This is a genomic window from Paenibacillus sp. 2TAB19 (assembly GCF_052115185.1).
GTDB lineage: Bacteria > Bacillota > Bacilli > Paenibacillales > Paenibacillaceae > Pristimantibacillus.
The window spans coordinates 1-19,968 of record NZ_JBFRGE010000024.1; the positions used below are offsets into that span (position 1 = coordinate 1).

Sequence of the window (19,968 nt, forward strand, 5' to 3'; positions counted from 1 at the left end):
CACCGCACACCGCACACCGCACACCGCACACCGCACACCGCACACCGCACACCGCACACCGCACACCGCACACCGCACACCGCAYACCGCACACCAAAACTACTTGCAAGCCCCCCTGTCTCTCAGAGCTTTTCAAAACTACCCACGGTTAATAGCTCCGTTTTCTCCCGTTATTTCAGCACTTATTAGCATTTTATCGCGATTAACGGGAATTTCTCCTGTTAATATTAACCTTTTTAGAGTGCTTGTCAGTTCGCGGCCAAATTAACAGGAGAAATTCCAGTTATTTGTATTGGGCACTCGAAAGTTAAATAAATAACAGGAGAAACTCCAGTTAAATTATAGTAAGTCGCTAACGGCGTCTTTCGTCAGTGAATAACGAACGACTCTTTCTTGCTTGGCACCATAGGTAGGTTGCAACCAACCTTTTTCAGTTAACCTTTGTAACATTAGAATAGCGGTTTTATGATCAATCTCGAAATGTTTTTCAACGTCTTTGGGTCTGATAGAGCGTGCGTTCTGTATGGTGAGAAGTACGAGCTCTTTCTCCGAAAGCATGACTCGGCTTGCGCTGCTGCTGCGCGTTTGGAATCTGCTCAAGCACATTCTAAGCATGGATATACATAGTTCAGGCCGCTGCTCAACATCGTCATAGGCGAAGGAGAGCACATGATAACCCATAGCAAACAGGAACATCTCACGATTGAGCTCGCTGCAGTATTTGTGCCTATCCATGTCTCTAACATGAGTAGCATACCCCTTGATTTCGAATAGAAGTTTTACGTGACCGGGAAGCCAGGCAAAGTCGGCAAAGTAGGAACGGCCGCGCCAATCAGGTACTTCATATTCGGGATGCAGATGATCGAAGCTGCCTTGGAGCGGCCACCAGACGTTGCGAAGGAACAATAGCTCAGCGTGATTATGTCCTCTTTCCAAGCGGCCTTTTCGTTCGCCTCTGCGTTGATTAAGATGATGCATAATAAAATGGTGATGTGCAGCTTCAAAATTCATATCTATCATCCTCTCCATAAAAAAACGCCCCGCTATAGCCGTAATTCGGCTGATAAACGGGACGTTCTTCGTCTCTTGCTTATGATTATAGAGGATATGACAAATGAAGCATAGTCCAGCAACAAAAAAAACCGCCTTCGCGGTTTTTTTGTTACATCCATTCTTCTCCCCATTTTTGAATCGATTCAATAACAGGTTGAAGTTTACGACCTTTATCCGTTAAATCATACTCGATACGAACGGGCATTTCCGGATATACGTTCCGGTTAATGATGTTCTGTGTCTCGAGCTCCTTCATTCGGTCCGTTAGCATCTTGTCGCTCATCTCGGGAATTTGCTCTTTTATTTCTTTGAACCGTTTAGGCCCGCCAAGCAAAACCCGAATAATTCTGCCAGTCCATTTTTTACCTAATATGTCGGCCGCGGCTTCATACTTTGGGCACATTGTCGAATAATCCAACCGTATCACCCCGCTTTTTGTATTTCTATTGTAGCATATGTACGAACAAAAAGTAAGTGCAATTCAAGGTTACAGACAAAAAAACTTTATATAGGTTATATGCTTGACAAAAGTAAGTAACAATAATAATATAAGTGTCATAGCATAACACATGCGATACAAACAAAACAGGATGAAGGGTGAGATTGAAATGTTGGATACGGGGTTATTAATTATTAGGGTTATTATTGGTTTGTTGATGGTAGGTCATGGCGCACAGAAGCTGTTTGGGATGTTCGGAGGTTATGGAATTAAAGGGACGGCAGGTTGGCTCGAATCGATTRGCATGAAACCAGGCGTGTTGATGGCAGTAGGCGCAGGGGCGGCGGAATTAATTGGCGGGTTGTTGTTTGCAACAGGACTTGTTACGTGGCTGGGAGCGGCGCTCCTTATCGGAACGATGCTGGTTGCTATCATCAAAGTACATGCTGCTAACGGTCTGTGGTCGACCAGCAACGGATACGAGTACAACTTGGTATTGATCGCAGTGCTGCTAGGCGTTGCGCTCACAGGGGCTGGGGACTACTCGATCGACGCTTTGATACAATAATAAGATAGCAAGGAAGGAAGGGATTGATATGTTGCACATTCATCGTGCGGAAGATAGACATCAGTCGGATCACGGGTGGCTGCGTACCAGCTTTAGCTTCTCATTCGCAGATTATTATGATCCGAACAATATGCAGTTCGGCCCGATGCGTGTTTTAAATGACGACTGGATCGCTCCTTCCAAAGGGTTCGGGATGCATCCCCATCAAGAGATGGAGATCGTAACGATTGTGTTGAAAGGACATTTGGAGCATAAAGACAGCATCGGCAACACGGCAAAGACGACATGGGGCGGCATACAGCGCATGTCAGCGGGTACAGGCTTGTTTCATTCGGAATATAATCGTTCGGAGAATGAATCACTTGAATTGTTGCAAATGTGGTTTTTGCCGAAAATATCCGGTCTGAAGCCTTCTTATGAAACAACGTCGTTCGATACGGAGGGGCTGAAGGAGGGACTGACTCTTGTCGTGAGCGGGGATGAGACGAAGCAGCAGCTGGGCAGTATTGCCCGGATTCATCAGGACATGTCCATCTACCTCGCTGAGCCGCAGGAAGGCAGCAGTCATACCTATTCGCTTGAGCAAGGGAGAAAAGGATTACTGTTCGTATTAGAAGGTTCCATTCTACTGAATGGGGATACCGTGCTCGGAAGAAGAGATTCAGCGAGGATCACGGATGAGCAGGAGCTTGTCCTGACTGCATCCGAGAACAGCAGAATCATGTTGATTGATCTGCCTTAACCTTATGTCATAAACGAATAACGATTAAACCGAGCAACGTAAGTACGAAGGCTGTCCATTGCATAATGGATAGCCTTTCTTTGTATACGAGAATAGCTCCTGCTGCTACAACAAGGCTATTGGTGGCAAAGATGGGAGCTGCCAGATTAGCTTGCCCCGTCGATAATGCGACTGCATAAAGCTGAAGGCCGCCATAGGAGAAGAGGCCTGCGATTAAACCGAACCATAAACCCGTGCGAACGGATTCGCGTGAAATGTTTTTGCCAACCGGTCGAATGAACCATAGCATCGACAAGATATAAGCAATGAACAGAATGGGAGCGCTTGGCAATCCGAGCTCCTCGGTCACCTTCAGACCGCCGTTGCGTATAGCAAACATGACGATCGCGATGCCGACGAGCCAAAACCAACGCTTTTCCGATATCGTTAACGGTTCTTTGCGCTTATGGGCGATGAAGAAGACTGCGAGCAGCAGCAGCGTTATACCGATGGCTTCGGTTGATGACAGAGGTTCGCTGTACCACCAGGTTCCAAGCGCAACGACCAAAATAATGTTCATATTCGTTAATGGCGATGTAAGGCTGGCCGGTCCGAACTCGAGCGCTTTCATAAATAGAGAGTTGCCAAGTGCTGATCCGATGCCGATTACGATTCCGGGGATCCATACTTTAGGGTTGCCAAGCATCGATATATTGCCTTCGATCGCTGAATGGATGCCGAAGCCGAGGGAGCCTGCTGCATACAAGCCGAGCAACAGCATACCAGTTGAACCGCCGCGCATTTGGGATACCTTCATCCACCAGCCGGCTAGTCCAAACAATATGGCGCTGCTGATGGCCGTGATGAGCCACATGATGTTCCAACTCCCCTAAATTTGTTACACAATTGAAATGGTTCTGTTATGAACGTATTACATTAAGGGGCTATTATAATAAACAAGACCCCCTTTTTTAATATATCTCTTGGGACCTGCGACGTGCAGGTCCACTTTTTTTGTCCAGATTGTTTATAGAGGCACGATAACCTGCTCGCGCTTCCGATAGAACACCCAATGCTTGAAGCCGATTTCCTTCAGCCTGGCACGCACGAGCTCAAGTTCGTCTCCTACCCGGCTGGGGATGTGGGCATCCGATCCGAATGTGACATTAACGCCGAAGTGGAGCGCCCTCTCTAATATCGCATCCGAAGGATACCATCCGCCAACATCTTTGGTGCTACCGGACGTATTGATTTCAATGGATACGCCGCATTCTCCGATCGTACGGAGGGTATCATCGATCGCAGCTGCCGCCGGAATATCCGAGAAGGCCGGATAATAACCCTTCATCGCATCGATATGGCCCAATATATCGAACATGCCGCTAAGCGCAGAGTGCTTAATAAGATCGTAATAGGCTTCCTTCGACTCCACATGCTGCCGTTCGTCCAGTCCCTTCCACCGATTGCGGTTGAAAATGCTGACACCTCCGACCTGATGCACTGACCCGATTAAATAATCGAACGGTACTTTAGCAAATGCTTGCCGATAGACGTCCGCATGTTCGGGATAGAAATCGGATTCCATCCCGAGCAACACTTCGATTTTACCCTCATATTTGCGCTTCAAGCGAAGCACTTCTTCTATGTAGTTGGCAAAATCGCTCCGAGCCATTGCGATTCCCGGCGATGGTTGATCCTGCTCGTGATAAAAGTAAGGGGAGTGATCGGAAATTCCGATCGCCTGAAGCCCAGCTTCCATGCCGGCAATAATGTAGTCTTCGATCGTGCCATTCGCATGGCCGCATCTAACATGATGCGTGTGAAGGTCAAATTTCATCTAGTATCGCTCCTAACTGGCGAGATAAATAAAACTATACATACGAGTGCAATTCGTTCGAATGTTATTCGGAGCTGATGAAATGGTGCTCCGGCATTCCTTTTAAGTCGCTAATGAACTGGCGCATCGCCGTATTCAAGTAACGTCCTGATTTGTAGACGACGCCTACGGGATGGCTTGTTTCGAGCTCAGTAACCTTTATCATCTTTAGTGTGCCCAGTCGAAGCTCATTGGCGATGGAAAGCTTTGACACGACGGCCGCCCCTAGATTGATCTCGACCATTCTTTTGATTTCCTCGCTGCTCGATACTTCCATGACGATATTCGGCTGAATGTTGTATTTGCGGAAAATTTGATCCACGAATCGGCGTCCAAGCGTATCCGGCGCGAGCATAATCATCGGTATGTCCTTTAATTTATCGACAGTTGTATGCGTGAGACTGCTCATGGGATGCGAGGGCGGCACAACAAGCTCGAACGTATCGTAATAAAGAACGGAGGAATGGATGTTCGGATTTTTCTCGAATAAGTACGAAATGCCGATATCGACCGAGCCGTTCTCGACACTGGCCATGACTTGCGTTGAGGACATCGTATGAATAGTCGTCTTAATTAATGGAAACTGGTTTTGAAAATAAGATAATACCCGCGGCAATATTTGAATCGCGATAGATGATGTTGTTCCGAGCACGATATGACCTTGCGGGGTTGCATGCAGATCGGAGAGCTTCTGTTTCAATTCCTCTACAATCGACAAAATTTGCTCGGCATGCTCCAAAAAAACTTGACCGTGGTCAGTCAAGGTAACGGGCTGGTTACGATCGATTAGAACGGTTTTGAATTCATCCTCAAGGGTCTTGATCTGTGCGGATACGGCAGGCTGCGTGAGGTTGAGTAGCTCGCCCGCTTTGCGGAAGCTCATCGTCTTGGAGATGGTGAGGAGCGTTTCAAGCTGGCTAATGTTCACGATAATCCTCCTTAGTCGTTACAGGCTGTTCAATAACGACCTTTCTATTATAAATGAAATATCCTTCAACGGCAAAAAAAGACCGCGTCTTCTACAGGCTGGGGAGCCTGAGTAGCGCGGTCTGAGCAGTAAGCCGTACGGCTTAGTTCAGAGCCATTCTTTTTTGCGGAAAATGTAGAACATGCAAATGCCGAGCAAAAGCATAACACCTAGCAGCACATAGGAACCGAAGCGCAAATGCAGACCAGGAATGAAGTCGAAGTTCATCCCGTAAATGCCCGTGATGAAGGTCAATGGCATGAATATGGTTGTAATCGCCGTAAACACGCGCATAATTTCATTGGCCCTGTTGGCTACGCTGGACTGGTAAGCTTCTCGTAAGTTGCCCATCAAATCGCGGTACGTGTCGAAAGACTCCGCGATCTTCAACGCATTCTCATAAATATCGCTAAAGTACTTTTGGAGCTGGTCGTCGATCAGCTTCAGGTCTTTCTTGTTAAGCGTCGCAATGACATCGCGCTGAGGACCGAGTACTTTGCGAAGCCAGAGAATCTCGCCGCGCAGACCGATAATTTCATTCAAATGCGATTTCTTCGTATGCATCAGAATGTTCTCTTCAAGCAACTCGATCCGATCGTCGATCCGATCACCGACGAGGAAATAGTTGTCGACGACAATATCGACGAGATGATATAGGAAATAGTCCGGGCTGCTGACTTCCTGCTCCCATAGGACGGGCTTCAGCGAACGCAGTTCGTTAATTTTTTGCTTCGTTACGGTAATAATAAAGTGGCGGCCGAGAAAAATGTTCAGCGCGCGCAGAAAAATTTCTTCATCGTCGAAACGGATGCTGTTAATAACGATAAAATAATGGCTTTCATAAATTTCGATCTTCGGACGCTGCTCTTCTTCGCTGAGGCAATCCTCTACAGCCAGATCATGCATGTTGAATAAAGGCTGCAGGACAGCCAAATCCTCAACATCGGCGTCAATCCAATAAAAACCCTCTTTGGGCGGTAAAAGTGTTTGATTAATGTCTTCAATAGGTGCAAATACACCATTGTTCACGAGACGTATTTTCATATGCAGTCACTCCTTCAATAAAGGTAGAGGAACTGCCGGCTCAATAGGCGGATGCGCAGGGTTAAACCCGATGTCCGCGAGCCGTGCGATGATTAGACATCATCGCGAATGAGCAAGCGTCATCGCTATCAACAGGCCTGCGGGTCGCAGAGAACCGGCAGCAACCGTATTCGGTCGATTTCGGGCTTCGGGTCGCCGTCCATGTTCGTATTCACTCCTTCTTTTAGTGGAATTACAGGACATAATTCTTGTCTAGTATACTCCTGCTTTCGCTTTACATACAAGCATAATTACAACGTTCTGCGCCTATAATGTGTTTATACGAAAACGTAAATCTTGACGCCGTCCGCGTAATGCATTAAAGTGAAAATAATTAGTAAATCGCGACAATCGAATAGACAACTTTCTTATCAAGAGCAGGCGGAGGGACTAGCCCGATGAAGCCCGGCAACCGGCGTAAGCACGGTGCTAATTCTTGCGGAAACAGTAATGTTTCTGAGAGATGAGAGAGGCGGACGGCTTCTTTACCGAGCCATAAGGCCTTTTCTCACAGCAGAAAGGGTCTTTTTGCATTTTCCGGTTGAAGAAAGCAACCTACAGAGGAGTTGAGCGACATGCCAATCAAAGTTCCAGATCATTTGCCGGCAAAAGAAATACTAAGCAACGAGAATATTTTCGTGATGGACGAGAGCATCGCTTATCATCAAGACATCCGTCCGCTTCGCATTGCCATATTGAACCTCATGCCTACGAAGGAAACGACGGAGACGCAATTGCTTCGCCTCATCGGCAACACGCCGCTTCAGGTGGAAGTGGTGCTGCTGCATCCGAAGACACATACGTCTAAGAATACATCCTCCGAGCATCTGGAATCGTTTTATAAGACGTTCCACGAAATCGCGCATGAATATTACGATGGACTCATCATAACGGGAGCTCCGGTTGAGCATATGCCGTTCGAGGACGTCAATTATTGGGAAGAGCTTAAGGAAATCATGGACTGGAGCACGAAGCGCGTCACTTCGACCTTCCATATCTGTTGGGCTGCTCAAGCAGGACTCTACCATCATTACGGCGTGCCGAAATACAATCTCGATAATAAAATGTTCGGGGTCTTCCCGCATTCGATTGAGACCGATAAGCGCAACGTTAATCTGCTCCGCGGCTTCGACGAGCTGTTCTACGTACCGCAATCGCGCCATACGGAAGTTCGCCGCGAAGACATAGATGCGATCGAGCGGCTTGATATTTTATCGGAATCGGCTGATTCCGGTGTCTATATCGTCGCCTCCCGCGATGGCAAACAGATTTTCGTAACTGGCCATTCGGAATACGATCCGGCTTCACTGAAGTACGAATACGACAGGGATAAGTCCAGAGGACTAGAAATTGACGTACCGGTCAATTATTTCCCGGGAGATAATCCAAGCAATGTACCATTGTCGACATGGAGAGCGCATGCGAACCTGCTATTCTCCAATTGGCTCAATTATTACGTTTATCAACAAACACCGTACGATTTAGGTGCCGGTATTTAATAATAATAGGGGAGTGCGTATCAAGCATGAAAATCGAAAGTCATTTGGCACAAATCGGCTCAATCAAGGAGCCTGTAACGGGAGCAGTAAGCTTCCCTGTCTATCAATCAACAGCGTTCCGCCATCCGAAGCTCGGACAAAGCACGGGATTTGACTACACCCGTACGAAGAACCCGACAAGAGCGGTATTGGAAGAAGCAGCAGCGCAGCTCGAATCCGGAGATGCTGGATTTGCCTGTAGCTCGGGCATGGCTGCTCTTCAGACGATATTCGCTTTGTTCAGCCAAGGCGATCACCTGATCGTCTCCCTAGATCTATATGGCGGTACATACCGGCTGCTTGAACGGATTATGAGCCGGTTCGGCGTTACTGCTTCTTATGTTGACACAAATGATATCGACGGCATGTCGGCGTTGTGGCAGCCGAATACGAAGGCGGTTATTATCGAGACGCCGACGAATCCGTTGATGATGATTACGGATCTTGAACGCGTATGCGCATGGGCGAATTCCAAAGGCTTGATTACGATTGTCGACAATACGTTATTAACGCCGTACTTCCAGCGTCCGATTGAATTAGGCGCAGATATCGTCATTCATAGCGCGACCAAATATTTGGGCGGTCACAATGACGTGCTTGCCGGTCTGATCGTGACGAAAGGCAAGGAGCTTTCCGAACAAATCGCGTTCCTGCACAATTCGATAGGCGCGGTTCTTGGGCCGCAGGATTCATGGCTGCTTATGCGCGGTATGAAGACGCTAGCGCTTCGTATGGATCGCCATCAGCATAACGCAACAGTAATAGCGAATTACCTGCTAGAGCATGAAGCGGTATCTGATGTGTACTACCCGGCGCTTAAGCATCATCCCGGCCACGATGTTCAAAGCCGCCAATCGTCTGGCAACACGGGTATCTTCTCCTTCCGCGTGAAGGATGCACGTTATATTGAGCCGATTCTGCGTCATATCAAGCTGATTGCATTCGCTGAGAGCCTCGGCGGTGTCGAATCGCTAATGACGTACCCGGCTGTTCAGACGCATGCCGATATTCCGCTTGAGATTCGCCAAGCGATTGGCGTTGACGATCGCCTCCTTCGTTTCTCGGTAGGCATTGAGCATTCGGACGACTTAATTGCTGATCTTGAGCAAGCCTTTGCTGCAGCAAAAATCGAGATCGAGGAGGGGCAGTAACAGCATGAGCGAACAGAATAACAAAAATCGCAAGTTTGCGACGAAGCTGCTTCACTTCGGCGCTGAGATCGATGAACAGACGGGCGCATCCAGCGTTCCGATCTTCCAAGCGTCAACTTTCCATCATCATGATATATTCAATCCGCCGCAATATGATTACAGCAGATCGGGTAATCCGACCCGTCAAGCGCTTGAGGATTATATAGCATTGCTTGAGGGCGGCACGCAWGGTTTCGCATTCGCATCGGGCATGGCAGCGATTTCGACGACATTTCTACTATTGTCTGCAGGCGAGCATGTCATCGTAACCGAAGATGTATACGGCGGCACTTACCGACTGTTGACGACGATACTGAGCCGTCTCGGAATCGAGTCGACCTTCGTCGACATGACGGACTTCGAGGCGGTGAAGTCGGCATTGAAGCCGAATACGAAAGCGGTATTCATGGAGACGCCGTCCAATCCAACGCTTAAGATTACGAATATCGCCGAGACGACGGCTTGGGCGAAGGAGCATGGCTTGCTGACGATGCTCGACAATACGTTCATGACGCCGTATCACCAGCGTCCAATCGAACAGGGCGTCGACATCGTGCTGCATAGCGCGACKAAGTTCTTGAGCGGGCATAGCGACGTGTTGGCTGGCCTTGCGGTTACAGCCGACGAAGGCCTCGGCCGCCGCTTGAAGACGTTGCAGAACGGTATGGGAACCGTACTTAGCGCGCAGGAGTCTTGGCTGCTTATGCGCGGTATGAAGACACTGCAAGCACGTATGGAACATAGCGAACGCAGCACACGTAAGCTGGCTGAATGGCTTTCGAATCATCCGCTTGTCGAAGCCGTGTATTATCCAGGCCTAGCTGACCATCCGGGTCGTGAGATTCACGAAAGCCAATCGCTTGGCTACGGAGCGGTCGTGTCATTCGACGTAGGCAGCGGCGACAAAGCGAAGAAAGTGCTTAACGCCGTGCAGATTCCGCTCGTTGCGGTAAGTCTCGGCGCCGTGGAAAGCATCCTCTCCTACCCGGCGATGATGTCCCATGCGGCGATGCCTCGCGAAGTGCGACTGGAGCGCGGCATTACGGACGGCCTCGTGCGCTATTCGGTAGGCCTCGAAGATATCGATGATCTGATTGCAGATCTAGACGCAGCGCTCCGAGCTTAATTTGCCGGGCTCGTTGGCATCACTAGCACCTAAAACGGCAGCTTACCTCAAAAGGTAAGCTGCTGTTTGTTGTCGCATCATATTTGTGATTGGATTTCATCCAATCACAACGGGGTGAGTAGCTCGTAGTTTGCCGTTTGAGTGGAATAAGTACAGTCTAATAAGCTTGAAGAGATGAAAACGAGCAATATAGGCGGATTAGGGTGGATGTTTTCCACTTAAAAGCTTTAAATCTGTCTACAAGACCATTTTCACTGGATAAAATCCATTCAAATGTAGGTCGCTTCTTACAACCTTGTAGTGTTCAGCACCATACTTCTCAATATTGACAATTTGATGCGTTCGTGATGGGTTACTTTAGCGACGCGTTTATGATAGGATTATTCATTGAAAGACTAATTAGATCGGAATGAAGGAGGTCTACGGAATGAGTACGTTGGACCGTATATTGGATAAATCGCTTCGCGGCGAACGCATTACGCTGGAAGAGGGAATGGAGCTGCTTGCATCGGATCAGATCGAGAAGATGGGGCATGTAGCCAATCAAATTATGTTGAGGAAGCATCCTGAGCCGATAACGACATTCGTCGTAGGCCGCAACGTCAATTACACGAATGTGTGCGACGTATATTGCCGCTTCTGCGCGTTCTATCGCGCACCGGGTTCCAAGGAAGGTTATGTGCTGGACGATGAGCTGATTCTGAGCAAAATTCAAGAAACAGTCGACGTTGGCGGCACTGAAATATTGATGCAGGGCGGAACAAACCCGAACTTGCCGTTCACTTACTATACGGACCTGCTGCGCAAGATTAAGCAGCACTTCCCGAACATAACGATGCATTCGTTCTCGCCGGCGGAGATTCAGAAGATGAAGGTAGTATCGGACGGTTTGACGCTAGATGAAGTTATTAAGCAAATCCATGAAGCGGGGTTGGACTCGCTGCCGGGCGGCGGCGCGGAAATTCTCGATGACAGAACACGTCGCAAGATCAGCCGTCTGAAAGGGTCATGGACGGATTGGATGGACGTTATGAAGTCTGCTCACCGTCATGGCATGAACACAACGGCTACTATGGTATACGGATTAGGTGAGACGGTTGAAGAGAGAGCTCTCCACATGCTTCGCATTCGCGACGCACAGGATGAATGCATCGCGAACAAATATGATTCGAAGGGCTTCCTGGCCTTCATCTCGTGGCCGTTCCAGCCGGACAATACGAATCTGAAGCTGGAGAAAGCAAAACCGGAGGAGTATCTCCGTATTGTTGCGGCTAGCCGGATTATGCTCGACAATATCGACAACTTCCAATCGTCTTGGGTTACGATGGGGCCGGATATGGGCAAGCTTTCGTTGTCTTACGGTTGCAATGACTTCGGCAGCACGATGATTGAGGAGAACGTTGTCTCGGCCGCAGGCACGACGCACAAGGTCAATATTGAACTTATTCTTAAGTTGATCCGCGAAGCCGGTAAGATTCCTGCTCAACGGGATACGAAATACAATATTATTAAGATGTATGAAGAATCCGAGCATGCTGCAACGGACTTTGTCATGCAGAACTAGCACGCGATAAATGAGCATTAACGATAGCGCTTGTCTGATTTTTCCTATTCATAGGATTAACTCAGACAGGCGCTTTATGTTTATTGTCTTGATACCATGAATGCCCAAGCTTATTCCAATCTCTTCATCGTATATCCCCCAAGGGGAGACCATATACTGATAAGGAACGAAAGGGGTGAGCTCATGGAGCTGTTTACTGTATCGTTGTCTGCAAGCGCACCGCCTAGGGCGGGCGAATTAGCCAAATCAATGACAGAACAAGCGGTCGTTGCTTTACATATCGACTCAAACGCGCAAACAGCCGCAGCAGTTGAGTTTCTGATGACTAGCKGGCATGATATTCGTTGCGACGCCGTACTGCCGGCTTTTCAATTGCAGTCGCATGGGCCGAGCGTTTATAGGGCGACCTCGAGCGTTTTGGCCGAATATGTGGTGAATGAGCTGGAGTCTGGCATACTAGCCTCCATCATTCGCAAGAAATATCGGAACAATCCGAACGCCGAACCAGCAGTTATTGAGAAATATTGCCATGAAATGCTGCACGGCAAAGAGTGGGACGGCCTTGGGACGAAGTTTCTGGATGCGGATCGGCAACGGCGCAAAAACAAAGTAGCCGAAGAAATTGAATCGTATTTGCAGACACATACGCATCTGAATTTGGCTGGTTTTGCAACGTTTCGCTTAGAGCTGTATCGCAAGGAGCTTGCCGAGGTGGTCGAGTATGCGCTCGACGAATACGTGCTTGATAAGCAGTATCAAGAGTTCATCTCGCTGCTCAAGTATTTCGTGTTTCTTCAAGAAACGAAAGTGCCGCATGTGCATTTGCTTCACAAAGGCGGACATGAGTTCTCGATCTACAATGAGTTTTTTCAACCGCTTGAACCGAAGCCGCCATCCGATCGAATCGTAGCTGAGATGCTGGAGACGGAGATGAATATTGAAGACATGGTTATAAGCTCGCTAATCTCCGTATCGCCGAAGCATATTACGATCCATACGAGACAGCCGGATATGCAGGTGATACGCACGATTGAGACGATCTTCGACTCGAGAGTAACGGTATGCGTGAAATGCGCTTCCTGCAGCAGCAGCTTCGATGAGCTCGTTCAGCCTTAATTTTCTTGACCGATAGCGCCAACAACGCTATAATGGTTCACATATACGATGTGAACAGCAACGACAAAGACATGTATTGGCTAACGGTGCTCGGCTCAGAGAGAGGAAACGACGGCTGCAATTTCCTTCCGAACATAAGACAATATACCCCTTTGAAGCTGTACAGTTGAACCTGAAGCGTTATCGGATTTGTCCGAATAGCACAAAGCAGTAAGCTGTACCGGTTATCCCCGTTATCGGATATTTACAAGGACTGCGGTGAAGCAATAGCAAGCAGTCGAAGTAGGGTGGAACCACGGGTATGCAAGCACTCGTCCCTTCGCGGGATGCGTGCTTTTTTTGCGTTCAAATAACGCTATGAATGACGCTCTCGCTGCAGCAATAGTCGATGAACACACAGGAGGATGAAGGATAATGGCAATTCAAGTGACTTTCCCGGATGGCGCGGTACGCGAGTACGAAGCCGGAACCACAGTTGAAGAAGTAGCGGGCTCGATTAGCTCCGGACTTAAGAAAAATGCGATTGCAGGTAAAATTAACGGCAAGGTAGTAGACGTCTACACGCCGATCGAATCGGACAGCGCGATAGAGATCGTAACCGTAGAATCGGCTGACGGTCTTGAAGTATATCGCCACAGCACGGCGCATCTAATGGCGCAAGCGATCAAGCGAATCTATGGCGACACAGCCGTAAAGCTTGGTATCGGTCCCGTCATCGAAGACGGCTTCTATTATGATATTGACATGGAGCAGTCGCTTACACCCGAAGATCTTGTGAAGATCGAGAAAGAAATGGAGAAGATCGTCCAGCAAAATCTCGATATTCGCCGCCGCGTTGTAAGCAGAGCGGAAGCGCTGGATATCTTCACGAAGCTTGGCGACAACCTGAAGCTCGAGCTCATTCGCGATCTGCCAGAAGAGTCGGTTATAACCATGTACGATCAAGGCGAGTTCTTCGACTTGTGCCGCGGACCTCATCTGCCGTCTACTGGCCGTATCAAAGCGTTCAAGCTGCTTAGCGTCGCAGGAGCTTACTGGCGCGGGGATTCGAAGAACAAGATGCTGCAGCGTATTTACGGAACGGCATTCCCTAAGAAAGCGCAGCTTGACGAGCACCTTCACTTCCTAGAGGAAGCGAAGAAGCGCGACCACCGCAAGCTCGGCCGCGAGCTGAAGATGTTCACATTCTCCCGTGAAGTCGGTCAAGGTCTGCCGCTATGGCTGCCGAACGGCTCGAAGGTTCGCAGAACGATGGAGCGTTATATCGTTGACCTGGAAGAGCGTCTAGGCTATGAGCATGTGTACACGCCAGTACTGGCTAACGTGGAACTGTACAAAACGTCCGGCCACTGGGAGCACTACAGCGAGGATATGTTCCCTACAATGGTTATGGACAACGAAGAACTTGTCCTTCGTCCGATGAACTGCCCGCATCATATGATGGTATTCAAAAGCGATATGCGCAGCTACCGTGATCTGCCTGTCCGTATTGCGGAGCTCGGCACGATGCACCGTTACGAAATGTCCGGTGCGCTTACAGGTCTTCACCGTGTTCGCGCCATGACGCTGAATGACGCACACATCTTCTGTCGTCCGGATCAAATCAAGGAAGAATTCGCTCGTGTCGTTAACTTAATTCGCAAAGTGTATGAGGATTTCGGTATTAAGGAATACCGTTTCCGCTTGTCGTACCGCGATCCGAAGGATACGGAGAAGTATTTCCAAAACGACGAGATGTGGGAAATGTCGCAACGTATGCTGCGCGAGGTTGTAGAGGAGCTCGATCTTCCATTCTTCGAGGCCGAAGGCGAGGCTGCGTTCTACGGTCCGAAGCTCGACGTACAGATCAAGACGGCCCTTGGCAAGGAAGAGACGCTCTCCACTGCACAGCTCGATTTCCTGCTTCCTGAGCGCTTTGAGCTTGAATATATTGGCGACGACGGCAAGAAGCACCGCCCTGTCGTTATTCACCGCGGCATTATTAGTACGATGGAGCGTATGACGGCGTTCTTGCTTGAGAACTTCGCCGGCGCATTGCCGCTGTGGCTTTCGCCGGTACAAGCGAAGGTCATTCCTGTATCGACAGCGTATGAGGAATATGCGCGCAGCGTTGCCGAACAATTGCAAGCAAGCGGCATTCGCGTAGAGAGTGATCTCCGCAACGAGAAGCTTGGTTACAAGATCCGCGAAGCACAGCTTGAGAAAGCGCCGTACATGCTCGTTGTCGGCGAGAACGAGATGCAAGCGGGTGCGGTTTCGGTCCGCAAACGCGGAGAAGGCGACATCGGCGCTATGCCAGTCGCAGAATTGATCGGTCTGCTTCAGAAGCAGATCGCCGAGAAGCACCAATAAGCCAAATCAAAAGCGATAACGCATAAAGCTTGTGCCGTCTGGGCATTATTCTCTGTGAGGAGGAAGTAGCCCAGATGGTAACAAGCTTTTACTATTGGATCAAAGCAATCCCGTTACTGCTCTACATGGCGATCATTGCTGTAGCTATGAATATGACGGCTGCAGCTAGCGTCTCAGCGGAAGGGGATGCCGCATCGCGGCATATGAGCGCAGAACAAATGGCGAGAGTCCAAGCATATACGAAGCAGAAGGAGCAGCCGGATACGGTCAAGGTCGTAGCGACAGGCTACACGGCCGGAGTAGAATCGACAGGCAAGCGTCCGGGTCATCCGCAATACGGTATTACGTATTCCGGCGTCAAGGTGAGGCGAGATCAAGTGTCTACGATTGCCGCTGACCCCAAGTTTCTGCCGATTGGCACGCTTCTTTATATTCCGGGGTACGGCTATGGCGTTGTAGCCGATACGGGCAAGGCGATCAAGGGTAACAAAATCGATCTATACTTCGAGACGATCAAAGAAGTATACGAGCAATGGGGCAAGCGAACGGTCGACGTTCAGGTGCTTAGACGGGGGTCGGGAAAGCTGTCTCAATCATGGTTAAACCAAATCAATCAAGCGGTTGAAGCCGGCAAGCCGATCCCTCAAACATACCTCGAATCGTGACGAAATGGTCGAATAATAAGGTACAAACTTGCCATACTATTGATGGACGGGGAGGTGAATACAATGGCAAAGAACAAAAACAACAAAGCACAGAACAACCAGTACAATGCCGAATTCGCTGAAGAGTTCAATCAGAACAATTCCAATGCGGCTGGMAAACAATCGAACGCTGTGCAGCAAAAAGCGCAGAAGTAACGTTAGCGACATAAGCGCGTAACTGAAACAACCAATACAAAGCGATAATGCCGCCATAGGTTTTCCTATGGCGGCTTCTTCGTATGATATGAAGGTGCATCTGAAAGCGCTTTACACCTGTCGAATGCTAGTATATAATGTAGGAAATTTTTGTATTATGATGCTGAGAGGGGCGGAAATTTGTCATGAGCGCTGTCACACGTTGGTTTTCACGTAATAACTCGTCTGCAGAAGGTGCTTCTGCCGGGGAACAGCATGAACGGATGACGAAGCTGTTGAACGAATCGGTCGTCATTTCCGACCAATTGAATGCAGCGGTAGACGAGGTAGATCAAACGATCGGCCATCTCACTGATATTGCGGATCAGTCCGCCGTGCAAGAGCAGTCGCTTCGCGCCAAGAGTTCTCTCGCGATGAGCAGAATCGAGGAGACATTCGCCGCCTTGCAAGAAGTATCGTCTGCGGCAGAGGAAATAAATGAAGCGTCAGAACATCTGAACAAGAAGAGTAAAGAAACGAAGGAAGTCGTCATCGAGGTATGCCGCTCCCTCACAAGCACCGATCAGGTTATGAGCGATCTGAACGCACATAATCAGAATATGGAGCAGCACATCCGTCAGTTGATCGACCAGACCTCATACATAAATGAAATTAACCAATTTATTCAAGAAATTGTGTCCCAGACCTCGCTTCTGGCGCTGAACGCTTCGATTGAAGCAGCCCATGCCGGCGAATACGGACGCGGGTTCGCCGTTGTTGCCCAGCAGATCAAGAAACTTGCCGAGCAAAGCGGAGAAGCTGTTAAGCGCTCATCCGAGCTTGTCGAACAGATCGAGAGCGGTGTTAAGCTCGTTGTCGACGCGGTTGAACTGGAGAAAGCGTCCGTTGAGCGAGGCGTTGCCGAAATGTCGGTCAACAAGGAACGGATGGACGTTATTTTCTCGCGCATCATTGAAGTAGATGAGCTTGTGCAGCAGACGAGTGCGGCCAGCAGTCAGCAGACGGCACATATGACAGGTACGACATTGATGCTGAAGGATGTTGTTGGTTCTGTTGATGAGACGCTCCAAAGCGTGGACGGCACGCTTCGGATGACGAAGAAGCAGCGTGAACAGATTGGCAAGCTGAACCGTATCGGCCGTAACCTGCAGCGCTCTTCCGCCGATCTGACGAAAGCGATCGATCAAGTGGGCATTAAACGATTGGACAAGACAGTGAAAGTCAACGTCCAGTCGCTGCTGGAATGGCTAAGAGCCGTGGCGGCCGATCAAGAGCTTGCATCGCTTGACGAAGCGAAGCACGAAGCAAGACTGACCGAGCTGCTTCGCTCGAAGCCGGAGATTGAAGCGATATGGTCCAATCGGGATGACGGATCGTTCCTATTCTCCCTTCCGGAGGCAGGCTTGCTGAATGCAAAGGGACGTGATTGGTGGAAGCGGGCCATTACAGGTCAGACGTTTCAATCGGAGATATACGTATCGGCGATTACAAAGCAGCTATGCTTGACCATATCCGTTCCGATCGTGAAGGATGGAGCTAAGATCATAGGCGTCATAGGAGCCGATATTTCATTATAGGAATATTCAACTTGCACAAAAAATAGCTGACATGGACAACATTCAGACAAAAAAACAGTTTTCAAACCGCCTTTACTTGTTGTATGATTATCAATGTAAGTAATAATCACATGACAAGACAGGTGAACTATCATGGTAGATCCGATTATTCATACGGCCTATAGCCGCACGTCACATCATTATAAAGMGGGCGAAGTATTTCCGTTTATTGACGCTTTCGTAGCGAAGAAGGAACAGGAAATTACGGAAATCGAACAAATGGTCGAGCGTTACGAGAAGCGCCGCTTAATGGAGGATCGCGCCTACCAATCCATGTCTACGCTCAAGAGGCTGCTATCCGGCAAGAAACCGGATCATCACTTGGCAGTCGAATATATTCATTTCGTGAAGAAGCCAATGGAGAAGGTACGTGCCCTAAGGCTGGAGATTGAGAATGCAAGATCGATTCAAAGCCGTGCTTCTGCGAATGACATCGTATCGGTATCGGATGAGCTTGCAGTTGAGATGATCGATTAATTAACATCATATATAGAAGAAGAACCGTCAGATCGTATATGCGATCCGACGGTTCTTTTTTTTAATTGCTTTTCAGTTTATCGACATCAAGGAAGTCATGCTCCTGACTGTAGGCTGGTACGCCGTGAATGCCGACATCGAGACCGACCAATTCTTCGTCCTTCGATACGCGAACGGGAATGATTTTGCGAATAAGCCATAACACGCCCCATGTGATAACGAAGCCCCACACCGACACAATAACGAGTCCAAGCGCTTGTACGCCTAGCAGGCTCCAGCCTCCGCCGTAGAACAGGCCGTAATAGCCTTTGCCGATTCCCGCAGTCAGCTCCGGCATTGCGAACAAGCCGACGGCGATTGTGCCAAGACTGCCGCTAATGCCATGAACCGCGAACGCGCCGACGGGATCGTCGATTTGTTTCTTCTCCAGCCATTCCGTTACGAGCACCATTGCGATGCCGCAGACAGCGCCGATGCCGATTGCCGCGCCATCGGATACGAATGCGCAGCCGGCTGTAATGCCGACAAGCCCTGCAAGCGAGCCGTTAATGACCATCGGCGGGTCAGCCTTCTTGTAGCGGAACATCGTGAACAGGATACAAGTTGYCCCGCCGGCGGCAGCCGACAGCATCGTCGTGACGGCGATATGGCCGATTGCAGTGTTGGTTGCGCTAAGCGTACTGCCTGCATTGAAGCCGAACCAGCCAAACCAAAGAATGAACGCTCCAACCGAGGCGAGCGGCAGATTGGAAGGAGGCACGATATTGACTTTGCCGTCAGCCATGAATTTGCCGATACGCGGGCCGATGAAGATCGCAGCGGCAAGCGCCGAGAAACCTCCGAGCGCGTGAATGACGGCTGAGCCTGCGAAGTCGATCATGCCTAGTTTGCCGATAAATCCGTTGCCTGACCAGACCCAATGTCCCGCAAGCGGGTAGATAAGGCCGGTCATCGCGATAGTCAGCAAAATATAAGCTCTAAAGTTGATTCTCTCTGCGACTGCGCCGGATACGATAGAAATAACTGCGATTACAAAGGCGCACTGGAACAGCCAATACGTTTCATTGGAAATGTTCAATTGGATATGCGATAGATCGCCATTCATTAGAAAGCCTGTCGTACCGATAAGGCCGCCGGCGTCCTTGCCGTACATAAATGCAAAGCCGATAAAGTAAAAGACGAGTGCGCCGAATGCAATATCCACGAATACTTTCATAATAATACTGACAGCGTTCTTCTGCCTTACGAAGCCTGCTTCCAGTAAAGCGAAGCCGCCCTCCATAAGTAAAATCATCGCCGCCGTCAAAACGACCCATATCGTATCCAGTCCCTTTGACAGTTCTATAATGTCCATTGTTGTCATCCCCGATCGTCATGTCATGTATGGTTCGCGAATATGCAGCTATTGCCGTCCAGGATGCA

General features: G+C 49.2%; 19 protein-coding genes and 1 riboswitch. Of the genes, 12 read left to right on the forward strand and 7 right to left on the reverse strand.

What is annotated here, in order from left to right:
• Positions 1-339: 339 nt before the first annotated feature.
• Positions 340-1,011, reverse strand: a complete 672-nt coding sequence (locus tag AB4Z33_RS12955; protein WP_442050309.1) for a hypothetical protein — start codon at positions 1,009-1,011, stop codon at positions 340-342.
• 151 nt (positions 1,012-1,162) lie between these two features.
• Positions 1,163-1,456, reverse strand: a complete 294-nt coding sequence (locus tag AB4Z33_RS12960; RefSeq protein ID WP_442050310.1) for a winged helix-turn-helix transcriptional regulator — start codon at positions 1,454-1,456, stop codon at positions 1,163-1,165.
• A 205-nt stretch (positions 1,457-1,661) separates the two neighbouring features.
• Here AB4Z33_RS12960 and AB4Z33_RS12965 point away from each other — a divergent pair, with 205 nt between their 5' ends.
• Positions 1,662-2,060, forward strand: coding sequence for a DoxX family protein (locus AB4Z33_RS12965; protein ID WP_442050377.1), 399 nt, complete (start codon positions 1,662-1,664; stop codon positions 2,058-2,060).
• Between the two features lie 28 nt (positions 2,061-2,088).
• Positions 2,089-2,802, forward strand: a complete 714-nt coding sequence (locus AB4Z33_RS12970; RefSeq protein ID WP_442050311.1) for a pirin family protein — start codon at positions 2,089-2,091, stop codon at positions 2,800-2,802.
• Positions 2,803-2,809: 7 nt separating this feature from the next.
• On the opposite strand, the gene AB4Z33_RS12975 is transcribed toward AB4Z33_RS12970, so the two are convergent.
• The 4 genes from AB4Z33_RS12975 to corA all read right to left on the reverse strand — a co-directional run bounded on the left by AB4Z33_RS12975 (position 2,810) and on the right by corA (position 6,668).
• Positions 2,810-3,655, reverse strand: coding sequence for an EamA family transporter (locus tag AB4Z33_RS12975; RefSeq protein WP_442050312.1), 846 nt, complete (start codon positions 3,653-3,655; stop codon positions 2,810-2,812).
• Positions 3,656-3,808: 153 nt separating this feature from the next.
• Positions 3,809-4,618, reverse strand: a complete 810-nt coding sequence (locus AB4Z33_RS12980) for a histidinol-phosphatase (protein WP_442050313.1) — start codon at positions 4,616-4,618, stop codon at positions 3,809-3,811.
• Positions 4,619-4,682: 64 nt separating this feature from the next.
• Complete coding sequence (locus tag AB4Z33_RS12985) at positions 4,683-5,585, reverse strand: LysR family transcriptional regulator (protein ID WP_442050314.1); 903 nt, start codon at positions 5,583-5,585, stop codon at positions 4,683-4,685.
• A gap of 147 nt (positions 5,586-5,732) precedes the next feature.
• The gene (corA, locus tag AB4Z33_RS12990) at positions 5,733-6,668 is read right to left on the reverse strand and encodes a magnesium/cobalt transporter CorA (protein ID WP_337098037.1); all 936 of its coding nucleotides are present in this window, start codon (positions 6,666-6,668) and stop codon (positions 5,733-5,735) included.
• A 404-nt stretch (positions 6,669-7,072) separates the two neighbouring features.
• Positions 7,073-7,177, forward strand: a riboswitch (SAM riboswitch).
• A gap of 105 nt (positions 7,178-7,282) precedes the next feature.
• Here corA and metA point away from each other — a divergent pair.
• From metA to AB4Z33_RS13040, 10 genes are all read left to right on the forward strand, one after another.
• Positions 7,283-8,206 carry a homoserine O-acetyltransferase MetA gene (gene metA / locus AB4Z33_RS12995; RefSeq protein WP_442050315.1) on the forward strand — a complete coding sequence of 308 codons (924 nt, stop codon included), beginning with the start codon at positions 7,283-7,285 and terminating at the stop codon, positions 8,204-8,206.
• A 26-nt stretch (positions 8,207-8,232) separates the two neighbouring features.
• Complete coding sequence (locus AB4Z33_RS13000; RefSeq protein ID WP_442050316.1) at positions 8,233-9,396, forward strand: aminotransferase class I/II-fold pyridoxal phosphate-dependent enzyme; 1,164 nt, start codon at positions 8,233-8,235, stop codon at positions 9,394-9,396.
• A 4-nt stretch (positions 9,397-9,400) separates the two neighbouring features.
• Positions 9,401-10,561 carry an aminotransferase class I/II-fold pyridoxal phosphate-dependent enzyme gene (locus AB4Z33_RS13005; RefSeq protein ID WP_442050317.1) on the forward strand — a complete coding sequence of 387 codons (1,161 nt, stop codon included), beginning with the start codon at positions 9,401-9,403 and terminating at the stop codon, positions 10,559-10,561.
• 427 nt (positions 10,562-10,988) lie between these two features.
• On the forward strand, positions 10,989-12,125 hold the full coding sequence (gene mqnC, locus AB4Z33_RS13010; protein WP_442050318.1) for a cyclic dehypoxanthinyl futalosine synthase: 1,137 nt from the start codon (positions 10,989-10,991) through the stop codon (positions 12,123-12,125).
• A gap of 183 nt (positions 12,126-12,308) precedes the next feature.
• Complete coding sequence (locus AB4Z33_RS13015) at positions 12,309-13,241, forward strand: putative sporulation protein YtxC (protein ID WP_442050319.1); 933 nt, start codon at positions 12,309-12,311, stop codon at positions 13,239-13,241.
• 414 nt (positions 13,242-13,655) lie between these two features.
• Positions 13,656-15,593, forward strand: coding sequence for a threonine--tRNA ligase (gene thrS / locus AB4Z33_RS13020; RefSeq protein WP_442050320.1), 1,938 nt, complete (start codon positions 13,656-13,658; stop codon positions 15,591-15,593).
• Between the two features lie 74 nt (positions 15,594-15,667).
• On the forward strand, positions 15,668-16,258 hold the full coding sequence (locus AB4Z33_RS13025) for a 3D domain-containing protein (RefSeq protein WP_442050321.1): 591 nt from the start codon (positions 15,668-15,670) through the stop codon (positions 16,256-16,258).
• A 63-nt stretch (positions 16,259-16,321) separates the two neighbouring features.
• Positions 16,322-16,453, forward strand: coding sequence for a hypothetical protein (locus AB4Z33_RS13030; RefSeq protein WP_442050322.1), 132 nt, complete (start codon positions 16,322-16,324; stop codon positions 16,451-16,453).
• Positions 16,454-16,638: 185 nt separating this feature from the next.
• A complete protein-coding gene (locus AB4Z33_RS13035) occupies positions 16,639-18,030 on the forward strand; it encodes a methyl-accepting chemotaxis protein (RefSeq protein ID WP_442050323.1) in 1,392 nt (463 codons plus the stop codon).
• A gap of 132 nt (positions 18,031-18,162) precedes the next feature.
• Positions 18,163-18,546 (forward strand): hypothetical protein, encoded by a 384-nt coding sequence (locus AB4Z33_RS13040; RefSeq protein ID WP_442050324.1) that lies wholly within the window; start codon positions 18,163-18,165, stop codon positions 18,544-18,546.
• 61 nt (positions 18,547-18,607) lie between these two features.
• Here AB4Z33_RS13040 and AB4Z33_RS13045 read toward each other — a convergent pair whose 3' ends face one another.
• On the reverse strand, positions 18,608-19,900 hold the full coding sequence (locus AB4Z33_RS13045) for an ammonium transporter (protein ID WP_442050325.1): 1,293 nt from the start codon (positions 19,898-19,900) through the stop codon (positions 18,608-18,610).
• Positions 19,901-19,968: the final 68 nt, after the last annotated feature.

Excerpts from the sequence above, each read along its gene's own strand:
- corA (WP_337098037.1), bottom strand. The coding sequence starts at position 6,668 with ATGAAAATACGTCTCGTGAACAATGGTGTATTTGCACCTATTGAAGAC.
- AB4Z33_RS13035 (WP_442050323.1), top strand. The coding sequence starts at position 16,639 with ATGAGCGCTGTCACACGTTGGTTTTCACGTAATAACTCGTCTGCAGAA.
- AB4Z33_RS12975 (WP_442050312.1), bottom strand. The coding sequence starts at position 3,655 with ATGTGGCTCATCACGGCCATCAGCAGCGCCATATTGTTTGGACTAGCC.
- AB4Z33_RS12960 (WP_442050310.1), bottom strand. The coding sequence starts at position 1,456 with ATGTGCCCAAAGTATGAAGCCGCGGCCGACATATTAGGTAAAAAATGG.
- metA (WP_442050315.1), top strand. The coding sequence starts at position 7,283 with ATGCCAATCAAAGTTCCAGATCATTTGCCGGCAAAAGAAATACTAAGC.
- AB4Z33_RS12955 (WP_442050309.1), bottom strand. The coding sequence starts at position 1,011 with ATGAATTTTGAAGCTGCACATCACCATTTTATTATGCATCATCTTAAT.
- AB4Z33_RS12970 (WP_442050311.1), top strand. The coding sequence starts at position 2,089 with ATGTTGCACATTCATCGTGCGGAAGATAGACATCAGTCGGATCACGGG.
- AB4Z33_RS12980 (WP_442050313.1), bottom strand. The coding sequence starts at position 4,618 with ATGAAATTTGACCTTCACACGCATCATGTTAGATGCGGCCATGCGAAT.
- AB4Z33_RS13025 (WP_442050321.1), top strand. The coding sequence starts at position 15,668 with ATGGTAACAAGCTTTTACTATTGGATCAAAGCAATCCCGTTACTGCTC.
- AB4Z33_RS13000 (WP_442050316.1), top strand. The coding sequence starts at position 8,233 with ATGAAAATCGAAAGTCATTTGGCACAAATCGGCTCAATCAAGGAGCCT.
- mqnC (WP_442050318.1), top strand. The coding sequence starts at position 10,989 with ATGAGTACGTTGGACCGTATATTGGATAAATCGCTTCGCGGCGAACGC.
- thrS (WP_442050320.1), top strand. The coding sequence starts at position 13,656 with ATGGCAATTCAAGTGACTTTCCCGGATGGCGCGGTACGCGAGTACGAA.